The organism is Pseudomonas sp. F2 (assembly GCF_057174385.1).
In genome coordinates this window covers 2,917,769-2,932,554 of record NZ_CM169904.1, presented here as the reverse complement: position 1 = coordinate 2,932,554, position 14,786 = coordinate 2,917,769, and the positions used below count along the sequence as shown (strand labels likewise).

At 57.4% G+C, this 14,786-nt stretch carries 17 protein-coding genes and 2 pseudogenes; 5 read left to right on the top strand and 14 right to left on the bottom strand.

What is annotated here, in order from left to right:
* Positions 1 to 34 precede the first annotated feature (34 nt).
* Entirely contained in the window at positions 35 to 976 is a 942-nt protein-coding gene (locus AC193Q_RS13110; RefSeq protein WP_041066609.1) for a LysR family transcriptional regulator, read from the top strand.
* Here AC193Q_RS13110 and AC193Q_RS13105 read toward each other — a convergent pair whose 3' ends face one another.
* The 4 genes and pseudogenes from AC193Q_RS13105 to AC193Q_RS13090 form a co-directional block, all read right to left on the bottom strand.
* On the bottom strand, positions 977 to 1,510 hold the full coding sequence (locus AC193Q_RS13105; protein WP_041066470.1) for a DUF1003 domain-containing protein: 534 nt from the start codon (positions 1,508 to 1,510) through the stop codon (positions 977 to 979).
* Positions 1,511 to 1,682: 172 nt separating this feature from the next.
* A pseudogene (locus AC193Q_RS13100) lies at positions 1,683 to 2,120 on the bottom strand (methyl-accepting chemotaxis protein); the annotation flags it as partial.
* Between the two features lie 156 nt (positions 2,121 to 2,276).
* Positions 2,277 to 2,912: pseudogene (locus AC193Q_RS13095) on the bottom strand (PAS domain-containing protein); the annotation flags it as partial.
* A gap of 320 nt (positions 2,913 to 3,232) precedes the next feature.
* A complete protein-coding gene (locus tag AC193Q_RS13090; RefSeq protein ID WP_483879601.1) occupies positions 3,233 to 3,841 on the bottom strand; it encodes a TetR/AcrR family transcriptional regulator in 609 nt (202 codons plus the stop codon).
* A 216-nt stretch (positions 3,842 to 4,057) separates the two neighbouring features.
* Here AC193Q_RS13090 and AC193Q_RS13085 point away from each other — a divergent pair, with 216 nt between their 5' ends.
* Positions 4,058 to 5,113, top strand: a complete 1,056-nt coding sequence (locus tag AC193Q_RS13085) for an MBL fold metallo-hydrolase (RefSeq protein ID WP_476285904.1) — start codon at positions 4,058 to 4,060, stop codon at positions 5,111 to 5,113.
* Between the two features lie 11 nt (positions 5,114 to 5,124).
* Here the strand turns inward: AC193Q_RS13085 and AC193Q_RS13080 are convergent, their stop codons facing one another.
* From AC193Q_RS13080 to AC193Q_RS13065, 4 genes are all read right to left on the bottom strand, one after another.
* Entirely contained in the window at positions 5,125 to 5,445 is a 321-nt protein-coding gene (locus AC193Q_RS13080; protein ID WP_047295878.1) for a helix-turn-helix domain-containing protein, read from the bottom strand.
* Positions 5,432 to 5,743: a type II toxin-antitoxin system RelE/ParE family toxin gene (locus AC193Q_RS13075; protein WP_236170318.1), complete on the bottom strand. Its 312-nt coding sequence runs from the start codon at positions 5,741 to 5,743 to the stop codon at positions 5,432 to 5,434. The genes AC193Q_RS13080 and AC193Q_RS13075 overlap by 14 nt, the downstream gene beginning before the upstream one ends.
* A gap of 99 nt (positions 5,744 to 5,842) precedes the next feature.
* The gene (locus AC193Q_RS13070; protein ID WP_047295874.1) at positions 5,843 to 6,157 is read right to left on the bottom strand and encodes a helix-turn-helix domain-containing protein; all 315 of its coding nucleotides are present in this window, start codon (positions 6,155 to 6,157) and stop codon (positions 5,843 to 5,845) included.
* 93 nt (positions 6,158 to 6,250) lie between these two features.
* The gene (locus AC193Q_RS13065; protein WP_483879600.1) at positions 6,251 to 7,018 is read right to left on the bottom strand and encodes an AraC family transcriptional regulator; all 768 of its coding nucleotides are present in this window, start codon (positions 7,016 to 7,018) and stop codon (positions 6,251 to 6,253) included.
* Between the two features lie 112 nt (positions 7,019 to 7,130).
* On the opposite strand from AC193Q_RS13065, the gene AC193Q_RS13060 reads away from it, so the two are divergent.
* The 3 genes from AC193Q_RS13060 (at position 7,131) to AC193Q_RS13050 (ending at position 10,032) form a co-directional block, all read left to right on the top strand.
* Positions 7,131 to 7,946, top strand: a complete 816-nt coding sequence (locus tag AC193Q_RS13060) for a sulfite exporter TauE/SafE family protein (protein ID WP_483879599.1) — start codon at positions 7,131 to 7,133, stop codon at positions 7,944 to 7,946.
* Between the two features lie 148 nt (positions 7,947 to 8,094).
* Positions 8,095 to 8,781: a DUF6933 domain-containing protein gene (locus tag AC193Q_RS13055; RefSeq protein ID WP_483879598.1), complete on the top strand. Its 687-nt coding sequence runs from the start codon at positions 8,095 to 8,097 to the stop codon at positions 8,779 to 8,781.
* Positions 8,782 to 8,895: 114 nt separating this feature from the next.
* Positions 8,896 to 10,032, top strand: coding sequence for a hypothetical protein (locus tag AC193Q_RS13050; protein ID WP_483879597.1), 1,137 nt, complete (start codon positions 8,896 to 8,898; stop codon positions 10,030 to 10,032).
* A gap of 3 nt (positions 10,033 to 10,035) precedes the next feature.
* Here AC193Q_RS13050 and AC193Q_RS13045 read toward each other — a convergent pair whose 3' ends face one another.
* The 6 genes from AC193Q_RS13045 to AC193Q_RS13020 form a co-directional block, all read right to left on the bottom strand.
* The gene (locus AC193Q_RS13045) at positions 10,036 to 11,019 is read right to left on the bottom strand and encodes a hypothetical protein (RefSeq protein WP_483879596.1); all 984 of its coding nucleotides are present in this window, start codon (positions 11,017 to 11,019) and stop codon (positions 10,036 to 10,038) included.
* A gap of 269 nt (positions 11,020 to 11,288) precedes the next feature.
* Positions 11,289 to 11,519: a DUF7683 domain-containing protein gene (locus AC193Q_RS13040; RefSeq protein WP_047295866.1), complete on the bottom strand. Its 231-nt coding sequence runs from the start codon at positions 11,517 to 11,519 to the stop codon at positions 11,289 to 11,291.
* 42 nt (positions 11,520 to 11,561) lie between these two features.
* Positions 11,562 to 11,795, bottom strand: a complete 234-nt coding sequence (locus AC193Q_RS13035) for a DUF7683 domain-containing protein (RefSeq protein WP_401276872.1) — start codon at positions 11,793 to 11,795, stop codon at positions 11,562 to 11,564.
* The gene (locus tag AC193Q_RS13030) at positions 11,792 to 12,985 is read right to left on the bottom strand and encodes an S-type pyocin domain-containing protein (RefSeq protein WP_483879595.1); all 1,194 of its coding nucleotides are present in this window, start codon (positions 12,983 to 12,985) and stop codon (positions 11,792 to 11,794) included. Before AC193Q_RS13030 ends, AC193Q_RS13035 begins: the two co-directional genes overlap by 4 nt.
* Positions 12,986 to 13,164: 179 nt before the next feature.
* Positions 13,165 to 13,878: an HNH endonuclease gene (locus AC193Q_RS13025; protein WP_483879594.1), complete on the bottom strand. Its 714-nt coding sequence runs from the start codon at positions 13,876 to 13,878 to the stop codon at positions 13,165 to 13,167.
* 113 nt (positions 13,879 to 13,991) lie between these two features.
* Positions 13,992 to 14,525, bottom strand: a complete 534-nt coding sequence (locus AC193Q_RS13020; protein ID WP_483879593.1) for a BRO-N domain-containing protein — start codon at positions 14,523 to 14,525, stop codon at positions 13,992 to 13,994.
* Between the last annotated feature and the right edge of the window lie 261 nt (positions 14,526 to 14,786).

The window sequence follows — 14,786 nt, the reverse complement described above, 5'->3', positions numbered from 1 at the left end:
GTGAGTGATGAACCTCTGTGGTGAGGGTGTGCAGTTGTCGATCACCGGGGCTCACTATAGATTGGCGTTCACGCACTCAATATTGGCGTTTTCCCAAGTGATCAATGCAGCGACGCACTATCGACTCGACTACCCGGATCTGGCGCTGATCCTTGCGTTGGTGCGCGGCGGCTCTCTGGCCCGGGCGTCGCAGTTGCTCAGGGTCGACGTGTCGACGGTGTTTCGCGCGGTGCGTCGTCTGGAGTCAGCGCTGGGCCAGCAGTTGTTCGAAAAGAGCCGCGCCGGTTATTTGCCCACCACCCTCGCGCAGACGCTGGCCGAGCAGGCCGAGCGCGCCGAACAGGCACTGGAAGCGGCGCGAATCGGTGTCGAGCAGGGCGGCGAAGTGGTCAGCGGTACGGTGCGCCTGACCTGTACCGATTCGGTGCTGCAAGGCTTGCTGTTGCCGGCGCTGGCGCAGTTCATGCCGAACTACCCGGCGCTGACTCTCGAGCTGAGCACCTCCAACGATTTCGCCAACCTCAGCCGGCGTGATGCCGACATCGCCCTGCGCCTGACGCGTACACCGCCGGAGCATCTGGTCGGACGGCAACTGGCGAAGGTTTCCTACCGGGTCTGCGCCAGTGCGCGTTATCTGCAGAATGTGGATGCGACGGATCTGGCGGCGCTGACCTGGATCGCCCCGGACGAGTTTCTGCCGGATCACCCGACCGTCGCCTGGCGCCGCCAACAGTTGCCCGGCGTGATCCCGAGTTATCGCTGCAACAGCATGCTCTCGGTGACGGAACTGGTGCGCGGCGGTCTCGGTGTGGCGGCGTTGCCGGACTTTCTGATCACGGAAGGCTTGCAGCCCCTCAGCGCACCGCTGCACGGCTATGACACCGCGCTGTGGCTGCTGACCCGCGCGGACTGCCGCGCGTTGCGCGCGGTGGTCACGCTGTTCGATGAACTGGGGCGGGCGCTGCGTCTGCCGTGATCAGCGTTGCGGATCCTGGCAGATGTGCGCATGCAGTTCGCGGGTCAGGCCTTCGATGCGTTCAGTCAGGCTCTTGGTCATCTCGGTGAGTCGGGTGTTCTGTTCCAGCAGTTCGAGCAGTTGCGCGGTGGTCTGTGCGGCCTGCGCCTGGCGCTCGCTGTTGGCCACCGCCAGCGCTTCACGGTGCTGCGCGTCGGCGTCCGACTGCGCCTTGTCCCGCGCGGCCTGTCGGGTCTGTGCCAGCAGAATCAACGGCGCGGCGTAGGCGGCTTGCAGGCTGAACGCGAGGTTGAGCAGGATGAACGGGTAGACGTCGAACTGCGTCACGCCCGAGACGTTAAGGCCGATCCACACCGCGACGATCAGCGTTTGCGCGCCGAGAAACAGCGGCGTGCCGAAGAACCTCGCGAAGGCTTCGGCACGCAGGGCGAACGCGTCGTTGCCGAAGGTGGTGTTGAGGTGAGCGTGGGGGCGGTGGAAGCGCAGGTGATCGACCGGGGCCGGCGCGGGGACATCGGGTTTTTCTGTGGTCATGGTGGGCTCGGCAGGACTTGTGACTGGAGGTCACTATAGCCCTGCATCGAGGCTGATGGCCCGTTCGCGAGCAGGCTCGCTCCTACAGGGATTGATGAGTCGATCACTTAATTTGTGATCAACCCGGAACCTGTGGGAGCGAGCCTGCTCGCGAAAGCCGCGACGCGGTCTCTCAGCCCGGCGCCCGCTCATTGGCAAACATGCTCACCGCCTGCACCGCTTCACTGGCGCCATCGCGGATCTGCAGAATCACGCTGCCAGCCTGATCCGCCAGTTCAACGCCTTGCGCCGCCCGCCCGCGGGTGCCTTCCATGCTCTTGATCGCCTGCCGTGTCTCGCTCTGGATCAGGCCGATCATGTTGGAAATCTCCGCCGTCGAGCCGCTGGTGCGCGCCGCCAGTTGTCGCACTTCGTCCGCCACCACGGCAAAACCGCGGCCCTGATCCCCGGCGCGCGCCGCTTCAATTGCCGCGTTGAGCGCCAGCAGATTGGTCTGGTCGGCAATCGCGCGGATCGTATTGACGATCGCGGTGATCTGCTCCGAGCGTTCGCCAAGTTGCGCGATCAGCGTTGATGACTGCGCGATGTCGTCAGCAATCTCGCGCATTTCGCTGGCCGCCTGCTGGATCACCTGAGTGCCTTGCTCGGCGACTTTCCGGGTTTCCACGGAGATGTGATAAGCGGCGCTGGCGCTACGGGCATCGTGCTCGTGCTGCTCGACGCGGGCGGTGACGTCCGTGGCGAATTTCACCACTTTGCACAAACGCCCCGCGGCGTCGTACACCGGGTTGTAGTTGGCCTCCAGCCAAATACTCTGGCCGCGCTTGTCGACGCGCTCGAACTGGCCCTGGAACAGTTCACCCTGATTCAAGCGTCGCCAGAAGTCCTCGTAGGCACTGCTGTTGACCAGCTCAGCGCGGCAGAACAAACGGTGATGTTTACCCTTGAGTTCAGCGAGGGTGTAACCCATGCGTGTCAGAAAATTCTGATTGGCCGTGAGAATGCCGCCGTCGAGGTCGAATTCGATCACCGCCATCGCCCGGTCGATTGCCTGCAGTTTGGCGTTGGCCTCGCTTTCCTGCTGAACCTTGGTCGTCACGTCCATGGCGAACTTGACCACTTTGACCACACGCCCCGACGTATCCTTGATCGGGTTGTAATTGGCTTCCAGCCAGATCGGCTGGCCCTGGCTGTTGATCCGTTCGAAGGTGCCGGACTGGAACTGGCCGTTTTTCAGGCGCGACCACAGTTCGGTGTATTGCGCGCTACGGCCAAACTCCGGAGTGCAGAACAAGCGATGCGGCTGGCCGATCACCTGTTCGGCGCGGTAACCCATGGTTTTGAGGAAGTTGTCATTGGCCTTTAACACCACACCGTCAAGGTCGAACTCGATCACCGCCATGGAGCGATTGATCGCTTCAAGCAGGCCGTTTTGTTCAGTGATGGTGTGTTGAAGATCGTTGAGTTCGGCCTGGTGGCGTTTGAAAAACATAGAGGCAGTACCTGGAAGTAGGGAAAGACGAGGTTTGTGTCCCTGTTTCCGCGCTGGCAGAGCAAATGCCGGGTCGGCATTTGTCATTGACTGCAAAGTGCCAGCATCCAGGCTGACGGCTCGATCTTATACAAACCAAATTAAGTTGTACAAGAAATTGCGCGTCGGTACGTTTCCGGTTTTTTCAAAGTTCGAGTCGGTGACGCCGGGCGGGTGCCGAAAAGGCCGGTTCAGAGCTGATAACGTGCCAGAAACATCTCCAGTGCCGACTCGGCCACGGCTTTTTGCGTGTCTGCATCCAGCGGCGGCAAACCCATGGAAATCTGCGGCCAGAAACCGAACGACTTCAACAGTCCCTGCACCTGCTGCGCGGCGAAATCGGCATCCACGGTCTTCAACCGACCATCGGCCAATGCGGCGCGAATCCACACTGTCAGGCCTTCTTCCCGCTCACCCATGCGCGCCACCATGTCTTGCGCGCGCTCCGGTGAATGAATGGTGGCAGCGATCGCCACCCGCGCCAGTCCGAGAAAATTGTCATCCGCCATCATCTGCAGTTTGGCCAGCAACATGGGCAGCAGTTGCTCGCGCAGCGGCTGATCGGCGCGGTAGCTCACCATCTGCTCTTCAGTAATTCGTGCCCAGAGTTGGTTGAGAATTTCGGCGAACAGCTCTTCTTTGCTGGGGAAATGGTTGTACACCGTGCGCTTCGACACCCCGGCGGTGGCCGCGATCTTGTCCATGCTGGTGACCTCGAACCCGTTGGCCCGGAATTCGGCAATCGCCGCCTGAATGATGGCTTCGCGTTTGCGGTCGGTGAGGCGCTGTGCAGCTGTCATAAGTACGCTTCGGCAGAGAAAGAGGGAAATTACACTTGGCAGTTTACTTGTCATCCGGTTTGATGCAACCTAGAAACTACACCGTCGAGTGTAATGTTGCGTTAATCCGCGCAACCTAAAAACCAGACAGTTCGGCTGATGCGTGCGTGCCTTGGCCATTTATCGTCCCACCGTGAAAAACCGTGAATTGCGCGGTTTTTCTGGAGTCTCTCAGTCATGGCCAATTCAGATATTTCTGCGGATCAAATTTCCACGCCTGAAGCCTCTCGCCAGGATCAAGGGCTATTCCGTAACCATGCGCCGGTGCAACGTGAAGGTGGGCGCAAGATGCTGCGGATCATGTGGAACATGATTTTCAACAAGCCGCGCAATACCCGTCCCGCCGCTGCGATCCCGGTGCAGTCGCTGACAACTGAAGACCTGCTGGCCGCGCCTGACCACAGCGTCTATCGCCTCGGCCACTCGACCCTGTTGCTGAAAATGCGCGGCAAATTCTGGATCACCGACCCGGTCTTCGCCGAGCGCGCTTCACCCGTGCAGTGGGCCGGCCCGAAACGCTTTCACCAACCGCCGATCAGCATCGACCAGTTGCCGCCGATCGAAGCGGTGATCCTCTCGCACAACCACTACGACCACCTCGATTACCAGGCAGTGCTGAAACTGGCGGCCAAGACCAACTACTTCCTGACCCCGCTGGGCGTCGGCGATACCTTGGTCAAATGGGGCATCGATGCCAGCAAAGTCCGCCAGTACGACTGGTGGCAGGGCACCGAAATCGCCGGCATCCGCTTCGTCGCCACGCCGTCGCAGCACTTCTCCGGCCGCGGCCTGTTCGACAGCAACAGCACGCTGTGGGCCTCGTGGGTGATGATCAATGGCGACACCCGCATCTTCTTCAGCGGAGACAGCGGCTACTTCGACGGATTCAAACGCATCGGCGAACAGTACGGCCCGTTCGACCTGACCCTGATGGAAACCGGCGCCTACAACGTCGAATGGCCGCACGTGCACATGCAACCCGAACAAACCCTGCAAGCGCACATCGACCTCAAGGGCCGCTGGCTGTTTCCGATCCACAACGGCACCTTCGACCTGGCCATGCACGCCTGGCACGAACCCTTTGATCGCATCCTGTCACTGGCCTGGGAGCGCAGTGTGGCGATCACCACGCCGCAAATGGGCGAGGCGTTCAACCTGATGCAGCCGCAGCGCGGGAGTGCGTGGTGGTTGGCGGTTGAAGGGGAGAGTGAAGGGGTGGTGCAGAACGCCTGATGAGTTTCAGGTTAAGCAAATACCACTTCAATTCGGCCCTCTTTCCGTGACCGGGGGGCCGATTTCACTACGATCTGAACGTCTCGTCCAAGATGCGAGAGGCACTCCATCATCTTGGCTTCACTGATGCCGCGAAATTTCCCCCGCAGCATTTCGGATAGCTTGGGCTGAGATAATCCAAGAATTTCAGATGCCTGAATTTGAGTGAGATGGCGTGCCTTGATGATCTCGCCGATCTTCGCCGCGAGCTGCGACTTAACCTGCATTTCACTGGCATTGGGTAATTCGAGGTCTTGGTAGACGTTCCCGCTACCTTCTTCAATTTCTATCATTTCCTGATCCTTTCGCGTGATCCTGAGCGGCTCGAAGTCGGTTTCGGATCAGATCAATGTCGGACTGGGCGGTTTTGATTCCGGTCTTCGACTTCTTCTGAAAGCAGTGCAATACATAAATGGCACTGCCGAAACGAACCGTATAAATGGCCCGGTAGGTGTTGGTGTCGAAGTCTTCGATCAACTCCAACACACCCGCGCCTCCGAACCCTTTCAGGGGTTTTGCATCCGGATGCTTCAAGCCACTCTGGGCCAAATCCAATGCGTAACCAAAAACATCCTGTACGTCTGTGGGCATCTGCTTGAGATCTTTCTTACTACTGCAGACCCACAAGAGCGGCTTCCTTGCACTCATGCGAAAATATACCTATTTAGGGATAAATATCAACTTGCCTTTTCATTCAGCCATCGCATAATCCCCACGCCCCACTGCATCCGATGGCGCACCCATACTCGCACTGCGACCCGGCGCAAACCCCGGAAAGAACACCAACCCCTGCGCCTCAAATCGATAAGCCAACGCCAGCCGCGCCGCATCCGGCACGTCCTGCTGCGCTTCAAACCGCTGAATGTCGTCCACCGCAACCTCCGCCTCACGCGACAGTTGTTCCACGCTCCAGCCCAGCATCGCTCGGGCCTGGACGCAGTGCGTCGGGGTGAACTGGAAAAGGGCAATGCGTTCGAGGATGTGGTTCATCGCAAGAGAGGCCATGGTGTGCTCCGGGCTCAAGAGTGCTGATTGAAAATGTACTGGGTTTTTGTACAGTTGTTTTCGGCCAGGATCAAACGCATTTTTTGATTTGCCCTAGTTCGCCGCCTCCAACCAGACGGACGGTGCCTGGCCGAGGACGCGCCGGAACATTGTCGAGAACGCCGCCGGGCTTTCATAACCGAAATCCAGAGCAATCCGCGTCACCGCATCACCGGCCGCCAGCCGCGCCAGTGCCAGCACTACGCAAGCCTGTTGCCGCCATTGGCTGAAGCTCAACCCGGTCTGCTGCCGAAACAGTCTGTTGAAGGTGCGCAAGCTTATGTGCAACTGCTCGGCCCAGTGTTGCGGTGACTGATGGGCGTTCGGCTGATGCAGAAAGTTCTGACACAAAGCCAGGAGCTTTCCGTCAGTCGGCAGCGGAATGTGCAAGGGCAGGGGCGCACTGCGCGCCAGTTCATGCAGCAGCAAGTCGATCAGTACGCCATCGCGTCCTTCGAGGTCATAGGCCAGCGGCACTTCCACCGCCTCCATCAACAAGTGCCGCATCAACGGTGAAACGCTGATCACCTGGCAGTGCTGCCCCAAATCCACCGCCCCCGGCTCGATGTACAGGCTGCGCGTGCTCACGCCCAGCATCAGCACCTCATGTGCCACTCCCGGCGGAATCCACACTGCCCGTTGCGGCGGCACCACCCAGTTGCCGTCATGGGTACGAACCTGCATTACCCCGGTTGCGCCGTACAACAGTTGCGCCCGCCGATGCGTATGAAATGGCAACAGATGGCCGTGGGAATAATCCGTACCGATCGCCACCACCGGGCGCGGTGTGTCATCCAGCAGATTGATCGAAACATTGCGCATCGAGCGTTTCCCGGTCGTTGGCGTAAACGCAAACATTATTGGCTGAGTTGCTGAAGCAGGCCAAGCCACGTCGCTCTATCGTCGACCGCTCCCCATCACCGGAAGACGCGCCATGTTCTACCTTCTGCTGACCCTCTTCGGCTGTATGACCGGCATCACCGCCGTGCTCTTCGGCTTCGGCGGCGGCTTCGTCGTCGTGCCGCTGCTCTATCGCATGCTCAGCGCCAGCCACGACGCCGACGACGCCATCGGCCAATCGGCCATGCACATCGCCGTCGCCACCTCGACCTGCGTGATGATCGTCAACGCCCTGATCGCCACCGACAAACACCGCCGCGCCGACAACCTGATCCGCCATTACCTGTGGCCGCTCGGCGGCTTCATCGCCCTGGGCGCGATCATTGGCGCGATCGCCGCGGTGTGGGTCAGCGGCGAGGTCATCCGCTACGCGTTCATCGCCTACCTCGGCGTGACCATCATCGACTGCCTGCTCAGACGCGGCTTCCTCATCCGAGACGAAGGCGTCATCCCACGCCGATTGAATCGCAAGGAAATATCCGCCGGTGGTGTAGGCATCGGCGCCGTCGCCACGTTCCTCGGCGTAGGAGGAAGCGTCATGACCGTGCCGCTGTTGCGTCGCTGCGGGTTGAGCATGTCCCAGGCCACGTCCATGGCCAATCCACTGAGCGTGCCGGTGGCACTGACCGGGACGCTGACGTACATGGCGCTGGCCGGTTTCAGCGAGACGGATCTGGGCGCGTGGTTTATCGGGTACGTGGATTTGCTGGCGTTTACGGTGCTGACACTGGGGTCGTTGGTCGGGATTCGAATGGCCACGCCTTGGATCGGGCGGATACCGGATCGGGTGCATGCGTGGGTCTATATTGGATTGCTGGTTCTTGTTTTGCTGGGCATGTCTATAAGATGAGGCCTTCCCCGGCTCAACTCAAAATTGCTTCGCGGAGGCAATATGGCGATCTTGGAAGTGCCGTTCGCCAGCCTTATGAGATTGAGTGGGCCGAAGAAAGCAAATATGACGACTGAGCGTCATTGACCTGTATTAGTAGAGAAAACAGATGTTGATCTTCAATTGTACCGAGGCCGCCAGTAAGTTCTTTAGCCGTGTGCATAAGGGCAAAAAACTCACGCCGGTAGACCCAAAACTGCCGTCGTCGGTTATTGAGGACGATGAGTGTGCCCCTTTCGTCGAGCAGTGGCTGGTGCACGCCATCACCGTGCAGCGTAAGCATGTACTGTTCGTCATTCATGTGGAAACTCGTTATTGCATGATCTTCGCCGATGCCAAGAAGGCTGACACAGAAGGCTTTATTGCCTGGTTTGCGGATCGTTGGCGTGAAGGGTTAATGCGCGATGCGATCAACCACGATCTCATGAACTGGGTCGATGCCGGCATCATGCCGCAGCGAATGGAAGAGGCCTGTCTGGAGTACAAGTTTTATCGGCGCAGCCATCGTAGTGCGCAAAAGCACATCGATGAAATTGCCTGGTTTTTTCAAGATTGCGCAGCGGAGTGGGGGTGTTTACCGCAGGGCGAACGGGCTGCTATTGGCTTCGATGCACAGATGAACGACAGGCCCAGAAGCAAAGGCCAAAAGGAGTGTTTCTGGCCGGATGAAGAAATGATCGCTCACTGGTTACGCCAATACTGCGCAGCGGATGAAACAGATATTCACGACGCTTTGAAACGGCGCAGGAAGGCGCAACAAGAGATTCGTGCTTTCGAAGCAACACTAGAGAGCTGAAACCTGCGGGCGCACTCGATTTCTGTGACAGACCTCGTCATGATTCGCCGCTAAATTTACTCGCGTCGATCTGAACATTACGGCGCAACCTCAGACTAAATCAGGGATCGATCCATGCTCAAGGGACTGCTTCGCCTGGCGCCATACGCTGCGGCGCTGTTCACACTGATTTCCACCGCCCATGCCGAATATGGCCGACGCGTGTTCACCGGTACGCTGGGCAAGATGCCGATTGTGGTGGAGCTCAACACCACGCAGCAGGACGAAGTTACCGGCCGCTACTTCTATGAAAAGTATCACCGCGACCTGGAGCTCAGAGGCTCGCTCCAAGACAGCACGTTGAACCTCGTCGAAGGCAACAACCGCTATGGCGACGACAAACCGCTGCCAACCCTGAAGTTGAAATCCGCCGCTAATGGCTGGCAGGGCGAATGGCAAAATCCCAAGGGCAAGAAGCTGCCGGTGCAACTGACCGAAGCCAAACTTCCTGCGCCGAGCGCAACTACGCTGCCCTTTATTGCCACTTTGCCGAAGTGCGATCCCTACGAGTATTTGCGCTTGCAGGGACTTAAACTCAAACCGGAGAAGAAAGAAAACTTCATGGGCTACGACCTGCAATGGTGGACGGAGCCTGAGTCGAAGATTTCGCTGTTCAGTGTCGAGTCTGGCTATACGAAAGAAGAGCAGCAGCGGATTAATAACCACCTGCTCGGACGGTTCTGGACTGAAGTCATCGACTATCACCGCTGCATGATGGATGGCGGGGAATATGCCGAGTTCGATCAAGGGGCTGCCCCGGAGTTTCTCTCGCCGGATGTGGTCAGCCTGGACATTTCCACCGGTTACAGCTGCGGCGGTGCCCACCCGGATTTCGGCAGTTCGCCAATCAACCTCGACGTCCGCACCGGCGAATTGTTGAAACTCAAAGATGTACTGTGGATTGGTGAACCGAATAGCGCGGCCACCGAATACGATCAGATGAAAGTCATGGCGCCGTGGCTGGTCAAACAGTTCACCACGCTCTATCCCGAAGAGATGAAGAAGCCCGCCGAAGATGACGGCAGTTGCGATTACACCGATGAAAGCGTCTGGGGTTACTCCAACTGGCATTTCACGCCGAAGGGGATTTACCTGGGCGCTTACTTCGCCCGTTACCAACGTAACTGCGACAACCCTGATTGGTCAGTGCTGCCGTACTCGCTGGTCAACCAGCACCGTGGTGCAGCCAAACTGCAGTTGCCCAAAGGTTAACCGTCACGCCAACCCCGGCGCCTCCCGCACAATAAAGTGATCCAGGTTCTCGATATTGGCACTGAACACCCCGAACGTCTGTTCGGGGTTCTTCTTGCTCGGCACCTGCTTCAACTCTGGCGTCACGCCATAGAAGAAACAGAACAACTCCTTGTCGCTGTCGATCGCGTGCTTGATCTCTTCCAGAAACGCCTTGCGCTTGCGGTAGTTGTCGATCAACTTCTTGCTCAAGTAAACGTTCACCGAATACGGCTTCTTCTTCGCCTCATCCGCCTGCTTGAACCAGACCTTCTGCTCGAAATCGATGCGAAAACTCTGGGTGTAATCCTTGATCTCCTTGATCTTGCCCCAGTAAATCAGCCCCTTGTTGTCCGTCAGATACTCGATCTTCTTGAAGAACGAGCCATAAGGCGTGGTGTGCTCGCCGATCTTCAACGGCATGCGCTTGAGCAACTCCTTGTCGGCGAAGTTCGTCACAAAACACTCCACCGGATGCGCAAACACACTGGTCTTGTCCGGCGCCGTCTCACGCCCCGGCGACTCTTTGGAACTCACCTGCGCCACCCGCACCGGATCATCCCGCAACACATCCGCCGCCCCCGCAGGCGCAGCCGGCTTGCGCACATACTCACGCCGCGTCAGCAACAACTCCGATGGGAAGTGTTCCTCGCGAGCGTCATCCGTTTCGCCATCCGCCGTCTCAACGCTAGATGCCGACGCTTTCAAACTCACATACGGACAACCCGCTACATGCTGCGTCGTGGGTAGATTCTTGAAGTGCGGCGTGCGCACGTAGTTCACATTTTTCGCGTTGAACGTGCCCAACTCGTTGGAGGCATCAAACGCCAAACGACAGGCATCGTTGGGGCACTGGAAGTGCTCCTTGGCCGAATCGAACGCCACCGTCTCATCGAAATTGAGATCGCGAACGTCATAGATCGACAACTTGTCGTCGAGACTGAGGCAGTAGGCGAGATCGAATTTCATGGCGGGGCTCGGATCCTTGAGTGGGGGAGGGGTATTAATAGCGGGAGGCGCGGCGGGTTGCACTGATTGTTTTCAGGATGATGCGGAATCTGTGGGGGCAGCCTGCTGGCGATTCCAGGCATCAACCAGATTTCAATCCTCACCCCGCCACTGCAGGCAGCACCTCACCCCTGTGGCGAGGGAGCTTGCTCCCGCTGGGCTGCGAAGCAGCCCCAAATCCGGCGACCACGCGGCCGGTTTGTTCTGCTCACCGGTGCCAGAACCATCGGTTAAACATTGCAGCTGAGCTGGAATTTATAAGCAGAGTTATAAGTTTTCTTACCCAGGAGTTTTTCCAAGGCACCAAGCTGTTCGTGCGAGAGATCGTATCCCTCCCATCCTTCCTGTTCCACGGTCCATCCCATGATGGCTTTTATAGCCTGATCAGATCCACTTGGGAGTTCCTCTTCAAATGCCAGGAAACCGCTTTCTTTATCAAATGCTTCGATTAGAAAAATCATGGATCTGCTGTCTTCGTATCGTCGCTGGGTTGCCTTGGACCGTTAGTTACCGTAGCTAGCCAGTTGGTAATCGTATTGAGGATCGTAGAAGGATCTTCCAGTTAACGTTTCCAGTTGTGCTAACTGCTGAGAGTCAAGATCGTAACCGTAGAGTTCGTCTTCTGCGTCGTTCCATTTCATGATGACTCGCAGCTGCTCGATAGCCTCTGCCGAGATAGGCACTTCGAAAATCAGAGCTTCGGTGGATCGATCAAATGCATAAATTACGTGAGTCATGGTTCTATCCTTCTTTTTGGATCGGCCGGTTTGTTCTGCTCTCCAGTATGAGCATCGAATTCGCCCAGATGCCGACCGCGTTTGTCGTACATCTCTACCGCTCCATGTTGATAATCCCATTCCAGAATTAGCCCATCCTTGGTTTTCCAGCGCATACGAGTACCTCGTCCTTTGACCCTGGTCTTCTGTTTTGCGGGTGTTGCGTCGGGAAACGCACTTAATCCTTTGGGTGCGGGATGATATTTGTGATCAGAAACACTCACCACAATATAAACCGGCCTTACCCCCGAACTCTCCGGAAATACCAGAATGAAATCCTTGTATTCCGGTGGGTAAACCGGACTCACAAGGATGTCGTTCGCCGCTTTCGTTGGCGGGTAAACCCAGATATGCGGTGTCTGCGGAGCGGCTTCCAGAGCCGGAATGCCGAGGATGTCGGAGCCGTCCACGGCGGGTGTCCAGATCAGCTCGACGCCTTCTCCCAGGTTGGCGACGTACTGAGTGTCGCGGGTCTCAAGTTGCACGACCTCAACCATTTCCCAATCCCGGTTCTTGCCGGTGTAGAAGGCATAACCTTTCAGAACGCCATCGGATTGCTGCTCAATGCGCAGGCGAACACGGGTGCGGGCCTGCTTGAGGGCGCGCAATTGTTCCTCGGTGTAGAGAGCGCTATCACCCAGACTGGGTGTCCAGAGCAAAGCGACCATGCTGGTCATGAGTGCAGCACTGGTGGCGCCGATGGCTGCTCCCAGACCTGCCGTTGGCGTAGCGAGTGCCGGGCTGCGAAGAGCAAGGCGTCCAAGGCCAAGTGCGACGGTATTTCCGCTGATGGTTTGCAGGTTGTGCAGCTCAGCGTCATCGGCTTCACGGGCGCCGAGCAGTGCGAATTCGCCATAATCCTTCAGGCTGTCGGTCGGCACCATCCCGGAGGGATTCGAGTAATCAATGATCGCGTCCGGCAGTTTGCAAGACTTTGCGAACACGCATCCGGCCCGGACCGCGTCGTCTTTTTTGACAGCGACCTGCCGGCTGCGCTCAAACGCATCCTGCCGGGCCAGCATGGCCTCGTAAGCGTTCTGCGTGGCTTCGCGCTCGGCCAGTTCGGTCGCGTTCATGAACCGGTAGGTGACGTGATGCCCGTCACCTGAAGGTGGGTTCCTGACCCGGGGAATATCCTTTTTGCCAGCCACTGATCATCCTTTCGTTCATTTATCGGTCGCATCGGAAAGAAGCCGGGCGACGTTAACGAAGGTGATGCTTTGAGGCTGTAGGACGGGTCTTGGATCAGGTTGGGAATTGTCGCTGTTTGATTTGGAGGTCTGTGCAGAGCCTTTAGGACGGTGGGATTCCTCGGCACAAGTTTGATCCTCTATTCAGGCCTCAACCGCTCGACTTTCTTATAAAACTCAGCGGTGAACTCTTTTTTGTCGCTTGAATGGTGGCAACGACGATGGCAGTTCGGGCACAGCGCGACCGTGTTGCATATGCGGTCGGTTCCGCCATCAATAAGGTGCTTAACATGATGGACTTCAAGAAAGGGGCGGCCGTTTGCGCTAATGAACGGTGCGGTTTGCCCGCAACCTTCACAAATGCCTTGGGAGTGCTTGAGTACCCATTTCTTTACGCTCTGGGCGCGGGCAAGTCTCACGACAGTGGAGGTCGTCTCTTTAGGGTTAAGAACGCCCACTGGCGCTTCATTTTGTTGAGGTGCAGTGACCTCGACCAACTGAAGCGGAGTAAATGTAATGGCCCGCTGTTCGCCTATTCGTAATGCGTGGACGCCCTTCTTCGCGAGGAATTCCTTGATCCGTTTACTCACGCCAGAACCAAGGTTCTTTGCCGAAACGTAGCCAGTAATTCGCTGCTGCCCCAATTGCTCCATCACCGCAGAGATGTTCTGCATGCGGTACTCGACGGAGGAGGCGCTGCGTTTGCTTAGCGGGCCTTCACGCAATAGACGGTTTTCGTCTGCCTTTTTGAATGGCTGCTTTTGCTGCTCAAGAGCCAGCATCTTCAGGTAAGCGTCTACCGAAGCCTCTAGCTCCTCATCGCTCCAGCCACTCTTTTCTTTCGAAGTATCCATACAGTCGCCGAGGGTTGAAAACCCTCGGACGATACTGAGTGGCCATCACTGCTGTCTACGAAAATTCCTACAGAAAATAGCGACGGATCCCGCGCAATCCTACAAGCCCATGCCTAGCCCATCGAGTGCTTCGAGGACTGAAACACCTGCATAACCCTCCGCCACCAGGGTTTCTCTAGAGAAGGTCGTCGTGGATTTTGATCGTTCAACAGGTAAGGCATATCCCGAAGCCGAATCCAGCCCTCATCCTGCCAATGCAGCAAACTCAAAGACATCTCCGGCCAATCCAACAAGCTCAACATTGGCCGATTCGAATCTCCTGAATCCGCAGCATCGCGCAATGTCGGCACCACCTCATTGGTCAGCCATTCCCGCAACAACCGATTACCCGGAACGTAGTGATAGACCAACAGCGCGTACACCCCGGATTCACTAAGCATCAGCTGCTGTTCTGGCTCTCGATAGTACTCAATCCATAAGACGCGACGTTGATCGTTATCCAGCTTGTTGACCACCCGATCATTCAGATGGAAACCCATCAAGCGGCCGACATCGCGAGCGGAGAACCAAGGCTGGTTTTCTAATAGAAGGGCATGGAGAGAAAGGTTGTGGCGAGAGAACACTATTACCGGGAGCGGATCAGACATATCTATGACCTCTACGTTAGTTTTTGGGAGGGCCTGACCCCAACGTAGAGCGGACTTAAGAAATCCCAACGAGCAGAGCAGTTGTCACCGACGAATTACACGTCTGTGTCACTGACCGAGCTTTCTACGTTGGGCGTTTCTTAGGCACCTGCGATAGAGCTTAGTAGTGCTTGTAGCGGGCTTCAATGGGACGCAGCTGTAAGTGCTGTAGGAGATTGAGCGCTGTGACGTAGGCGTAAAAAACGATTACCAATCGTCCAT

Coding starts and splice junctions, on each gene's coding strand:
- AC193Q_RS13105 (WP_041066470.1), bottom strand. CDS start 1,510: ATGACCACAGAAAAACCCGATGTCCCCGCGCCGGCCCCGGTCGATCAC.
- AC193Q_RS13090 (WP_483879601.1), bottom strand. CDS start 3,841: ATGACAGCTGCACAGCGCCTCACCGACCGCAAACGCGAAGCCATCATT.
- AC193Q_RS13085 (WP_476285904.1), top strand. CDS start 4,058: ATGGCCAATTCAGATATTTCTGCGGATCAAATTTCCACGCCTGAAGCC.
- AC193Q_RS13080 (WP_047295878.1), bottom strand. CDS start 5,445: ATGATAGAAATTGAAGAAGGTAGCGGGAACGTCTACCAAGACCTCGAA.
- AC193Q_RS13075 (WP_236170318.1), bottom strand. CDS start 5,743: ATGCCCACAGACGTACAGGATGTTTTTGGTTACGCATTGGATTTGGCC.
- AC193Q_RS13070 (WP_047295874.1), bottom strand. CDS start 6,157: ATGGCCTCTCTTGCGATGAACCACATCCTCGAACGCATTGCCCTTTTC.
- AC193Q_RS13065 (WP_483879600.1), bottom strand. CDS start 7,018: ATGCGCAATGTTTCGATCAATCTGCTGGATGACACACCGCGCCCGGTG.
- AC193Q_RS13060 (WP_483879599.1), top strand. CDS start 7,131: ATGTTCTACCTTCTGCTGACCCTCTTCGGCTGTATGACCGGCATCACC.
- AC193Q_RS13055 (WP_483879598.1), top strand. CDS start 8,095: ATGTTGATCTTCAATTGTACCGAGGCCGCCAGTAAGTTCTTTAGCCGT.
- AC193Q_RS13050 (WP_483879597.1), top strand. CDS start 8,896: ATGCTCAAGGGACTGCTTCGCCTGGCGCCATACGCTGCGGCGCTGTTC.
- AC193Q_RS13045 (WP_483879596.1), bottom strand. CDS start 11,019: ATGAAATTCGATCTCGCCTACTGCCTCAGTCTCGACGACAAGTTGTCG.
- AC193Q_RS13040 (WP_047295866.1), bottom strand. CDS start 11,519: ATGATTTTTCTAATCGAAGCATTTGATAAAGAAAGCGGTTTCCTGGCA.
- AC193Q_RS13035 (WP_401276872.1), bottom strand. CDS start 11,795: ATGACTCACGTAATTTATGCATTTGATCGATCCACCGAAGCTCTGATT.
- AC193Q_RS13025 (WP_483879594.1), bottom strand. CDS start 13,878: ATGGATACTTCGAAAGAAAAGAGTGGCTGGAGCGATGAGGAGCTAGAG.
- AC193Q_RS13020 (WP_483879593.1), bottom strand. CDS start 14,525: ATGTCTGATCCGCTCCCGGTAATAGTGTTCTCTCGCCACAACCTTTCT.